Source organism: Clostridium sp., assembly GCF_051650885.1.
In the GTDB taxonomy this organism is placed as follows: domain Bacteria; phylum Bacillota; class Clostridia; order Clostridiales; family Clostridiaceae; genus Clostridium.
In genome coordinates this window covers 1-5,362 of the sequence record NZ_JBOFRG010000076.1, presented here as the reverse complement: position 1 = coordinate 5,362, position 5,362 = coordinate 1, and the positions used below count along the sequence as shown (strand labels likewise).

Annotated in this window: 3 protein-coding genes and 1 pseudogene; 2 read left to right on the top strand and 2 right to left on the bottom strand. The window is 32.8% G+C overall.

Annotation, left to right across the window (positions count from 1 at the left end; genetic code table 11):
• A pseudogene (locus tag ACRC28_RS03955) lies at positions 1-1,454 on the top strand (hypothetical protein); the annotation flags it as partial.
• Between the two features lie 187 nt (positions 1,455-1,641).
• Entirely contained in the window at positions 1,642-2,961 is a 1,320-nt protein-coding gene (locus tag ACRC28_RS03950) for an APC family permease (protein ID WP_438542154.1), read from the top strand.
• Positions 2,962-3,089: 128 nt separating this feature from the next.
• Here the strand turns inward: ACRC28_RS03950 and ACRC28_RS03945 are convergent, their stop codons facing one another.
• Both ACRC28_RS03945 and ACRC28_RS03940 read right to left on the bottom strand, forming a co-directional pair.
• Entirely contained in the window at positions 3,090-4,259 is a 1,170-nt protein-coding gene (locus ACRC28_RS03945; RefSeq protein ID WP_438542153.1) for a DUF11 domain-containing protein, read from the bottom strand.
• 171 nt (positions 4,260-4,430) lie between these two features.
• A complete protein-coding gene (locus tag ACRC28_RS03940; protein ID WP_438542152.1) occupies positions 4,431-5,312 on the bottom strand; it encodes a DMT family transporter in 882 nt (293 codons plus the stop codon).
• Positions 5,313-5,362 lie beyond the last annotated feature (50 nt).

Here is a 5,362-nt window from a genome sequence, read left to right as displayed (position 1 = left end):
GCCCTTTCATTCAAACTACTAAAGCTGTTGATTTAGCTGCAGCAAAAAAAGGTGATGTTTTAGTCTATACAATTGGCGTTTCTAATACCGGAACTAATATGGCTAATACAGTTAGACTTTTAGATACACTTCCTACAGGCCTTAGTTTTAAATCAGGTTCTGTTATGTTAGATGGTGTATCATATCCATCTGCCACTGTACTTCCACCTCTTGGATTCCTTATTGGTGATATGCCTATCGATTCTTATCATACTGTAACCTTTAATGTTGATGTTATAGCTAAAGCTACAGCATTTACAAATACAGGTACAATTTCTTATAAATATTCTACAACTGCATCTACAATCCCAGATTATCTAGCTTTTAAGGATACCAATGATGTAGTTACAACATTTATAGATAGTCCAAATTTCACAATTTCTAAAGTAGTTGATAGAAATTTCGCAATTTCAACTGATACTATCTCTTATACTTTAGTTATTAAAAATACTGGTACACTAGCTTCAGATGCTATTTTATTTGATACCTTACCATCTGGACTAACCTTTATTCCAAACAGTATTAAAGTGAATAATCTTCCTATTAGTGGCGATATCACACCTCCTGGAATTACATTAACTAGTATTGCTATAAATGAGGTAAGAACAGTAACATTTAATGCCTCTATTAATTCATCAACTACAGTCTTTACTAATACTGGTTATATTTATTCAACTATTCCTGATTTAACTAACGTTGAATCAAATATTGTAACTACAACTTTAGTTAATCCATCAGTTTCATCTATAAAATTTGTAGATAAAACCTTCGCTACTTTAAATGATACCATTACTTATACAATCTCTATTAACAATACTGGTAATGTTGATTTAAAAAATGTATTCTTCCTTGACACTATAAACTTAGGCGCTACATTCATCCCAAATTCAGTTCAAGTTAATAGTGTTCCTGTATCTTCTGTATCTGTTGTTCCTCCAGGCTTTTTAGCTTTAACATCACTACCTGCTGGAACTACATCTACAATAAGCTTTTTAGCTAAAGTAAATAGTAGTGTAACTATAAGTAATATCGAGAATTCAGGAACCTTTACTTCTAGCTATACTATTGACGGAACTACAACTCCTACAAGAACTGGAACTATATCTACAAATACAAATATAGTTAGCACTACAATAAGTTATACAACTCCAGTTATAACAAAGTCTGTAGACAAACTTTTCTCTACAACTGGGAATACATTAACTTATTCACTTTCTATATTTAACAATGGAAATATTCCTATGACAAACTTGATAATTACAGATACACTTGCAAATTCATTAAATTTTGTTTTAGGCTCTGTAACTATTGATGGAGTTTCTTCGCCTAGTGATTCAATTACATCTGGAATTTTAATCTCATCTCTATCACCTCTTCAAACTACAACAATTACTTTTAATGCAACTATTTTATAAATTCACTTTAATAACTTTATAAAAATCTCTCTAAAAGAGGAAGCTTATTTATATACATAGCTCCCTCTTTTTTCGACTTTCTTTTTATTTACTTTTCACCGATTTTTTTATATACTTAAATTTAGTTATACAAATGCTTTAACGATATACACTAATTAAATAAACTTTAAACGAAGGAGAAATTTGAATGAGCAATCATAAACTAAAGAAAACTATTACCTTTGGTGCTGCTTTATCTACTGTTATTGGGCTTGTAATCGGTTCTGGCGTATTTTTTAAGCCACAACAAATTTTTGAAGCTACTGGTGGTGCACCTGGCCTTGGACTTTTCGCTTGGGTTTTAGGTGGAATTATTACTATTTGTGCTGGACTTACAGCAACTGAAATTTCGGCAGCTTTCCCTGAAACTGGTGGTATGATGGTTTATATGAGAGAAATTTATGGAAAAAAACTTTCTTATGTTACCGCTTGGATGCAAACAGTCCTTTACTTCCCAAGTGTTATCGCTGCACTTTCTATTATGTTTGCAGAACAAGCTTGCGAAATAATAGGTATGCCACATCTTAAAATTCCTATAGCTATTTTAATTATTCTTATAATTTTAATTTTAAATCTTTTAGGCTCTAAGACTAGTGGATTTATCCAAATAGCCTCAACTATTGGAAAGCTTATTCCTATCGCACTTATTATTTTAATTGGATTTATTAAACACCCTCACACTCAAAATATTGTAACTCCTTTCATTTCACATAATGTAAATTTCGCAACTGCTTTAGGTCAAGTGTTAGTTGCTGCTTTATTTGCTTATGATGGATGGATCTATGTTGGTAATATTGCAGGTGAGATGAAAAACCCAAGCAAAGATTTACCACGTGCTATAATTGGTGGACTTATGATTACAATGGCTGTTTATATAGCTATAAACGTTGCATTTGTATTGACAGTTCCTTCTGATATGCTAGCTTCAACATCTACACCTGCCTCATTAGTTGCACAAAAACTATTTGGTAATGCTGGTGCACAGGTAATTAATGTTGGAATACTTGTATCTATTTTAGGTACACTAAATGGTTACATACTTACAGCACCTAGAGTTCCTTTTGCTCTTGCAAATACCGGGAACTTACCTTACAGTAAAACTTTTAAGAAGCTTAATAAAAATGGAGTTCCTGCAAACGCTACATGGCTTGTTGCTATACTTTCTATGTTGTTTGCCTTAAGTGGACAATTTAACCTTTTAAGTAATCTTTCAATCTTTACTATTTGGATATTCTATTCTTTAATATTCATAGGTGTATTTAAACTAAGAAAAGAAAAACCAGAACTTAATAGACCTTATAAGGTAATAGGCTACCCTCTTATACCAATAATAGCTATTTTAGGAGGTGCATTTGTAGTTATAAATCAACTATTTATGTCTGGCCTTGAATCAAGCTTAATTGCAATAAGTGGACTTATTATAACTTTAATTGGTCTTCCAGTATATTCTTATATGAAAAAAAGATAAAAAATAAGCTTAGTGAAAATTATTTTTTCTACTAAGCTTATTTTAATTAATCAATCTATCACATTCCCTACTATTAATTTTACTAGCTATTCAACCTGCTACTTTAATACCATTTAAATTAATTCTTATTATAAAACTTTCACTTTAAATGTAATTGTTAACACTTGCATGTTTGCTATATTAGATATAGCAATACCTCCAATTTCTGGATTTACTCCTAATTGAGTAATACCATCAATAGTCACTGTATCTGCTACAAATGTTGTTCCTATTGGTATAGTATCTTTAAATATCCCATTTGTTATAGTAGTTCCTAAAAAATTAGTTATCTCCATTGTGTATGTCAATACATCTCCCGTTGTTACAATTGTTTTATCAACATTTTTTGTTATTTTTACAGGTACTATGGTATAGCTAAATACAACTAATCCATTTCCCCCAGCTGTTCCTAGTTGAGCTGCTCCAACCCCTACACCTGTAATATAATCTATATCTATAGTATTAGGTGGCAATACACTAGTTGTGTTAGTTACTATTTTTTGTGGTGATGATGCTGTAATTCCATTTAAAACTCCACCTATATAACTTGATCCACCAGCTCCAGCTGTTTCTTGTGGAAATCCATTTCCAACAGCTTCCCCAGCTCCACCTCCACCTCCATAATATCCACCTCCAGCTCCACCGCCACCTCCTGATGAACCACCTTGTCCTCTTCCACCAGCCCCACCTTGATACTGACTTCCATTAAATCCATTTGCTGCTATTACAGTTGTTGTTCCAGCAGCCCCTCCAGTAGTCTGACTTCCACCCTTAGCTATTACTGTTCCTGCAAGACCTGAACCACTTTGATTTACTGCATCATTCCCACTGAGTCCCCCACCATTCCCTCCATTAGAAAATGCTGTATTTGTAAAACCTCCACACCCTCCACCAGCACCTCCTGTGATCACTTCCAAATTTCCAATTCTAACTGCCGAACGTCCTCCACCTGATGCACCTATAAATGTAGTTGTATCTGTTCCTCCTGCACCTCCTCCACCAAAAGTACCTGGATTTATAGTTCCACTTGAATTTCCAGGTTTACCTCCTTCTCCAACTATTACTGACAATATTTGTCCCGGACTTACATTTAATGTCCCACTTGCATATCCCCCAGCCCCTCCGGTTCCACCATTTGGACTTCCAAAATTAGAACTAGCTCCACCAGCTCCCCAAATCTTTATATCTATGCTCGCCACTCCAGCTGGCACTGTAAAACTTTCAATATTGCCTATAAATATAAACTTTTTAGTTACCATTTATACTTACCTCCTTTCTCTACATATTAATTTTCTTCTATTAATATTATATTTATAAAAAATTTTACTGTTCTTCATTATTTAACCTTTAAGATATCCATAATATAAAATAAGTCTAGTAAAAATTTAAATTCTTACTAGACTCTTATCTTTTTAGATTAAATATAATTTCTATCCTTCTATAACTACCAAATCCTCTTTATATCCTCTATTATTGTAGATATATATAACTACTGCTCCTGCAATAATTAATGCATATCCTATATATTGTACTGGATGAGGTAATTTACCCCATATCACAAATGAGAAGAATGCTGAGAATATTGCATCTGAATAACTAAATACAGATATTTCTCTTGCTGGTGAACATTTATATGCTAATACTCCTAAAATCTCTGCTGCCATATATGCAACTCCAGCTCCTATAAGACAAAGAATATCTTGCTCTGTTAAAGGCTTATAGCTTATTAACATATTTGGAATTGTAAATGCAAGCGATGTAAGTGCCATAAAGAATATTATTGTTTCTGGTGCTTCCTTTTTTCCTAAATGTCTTACAAGTACATATGAAAGCCCTGCACATAAAGCTCCAATAAGTCCTATTATTGCTGGGAATATTGACATCTTCCCACCTGGATTTATTATGAAAAACATTCCACTAAATGCTACAAGTATTGCAACTATTTGCATAGGCTTTAATCTTTCCTTTAAGAAAACTGCTGATAAAATTATTATAAAAAATGGACACAGATTACTTATAATAACTGCATTTGGAAGTATCATATGTGTTATTGCATAGTAACTTGCAAACGCCCCTAATGTTCCAAATGCTCCTCTTCCAAAAAGAGCTAGTCTATGTCCTTTCTTCCCAAGTAATGGAGCCTTACTTTTAGCTACCATTATTAAACTTCCTATAAATAACATTATATTTCTATAAAAAACCTTTTCCCCTTGTGGTAATCCGTGCGTCCCCTTTATAAATGCACTAGTTAATGAAAAGCAAAACGCCATTAATAGTATAAGTATAATTCCTTTAGTTTTTCTGTTTTTCATCCTTAATTTCTCCTTTTAATCGTCCTATCTTTTAAAAAAGGGCAAAAAAA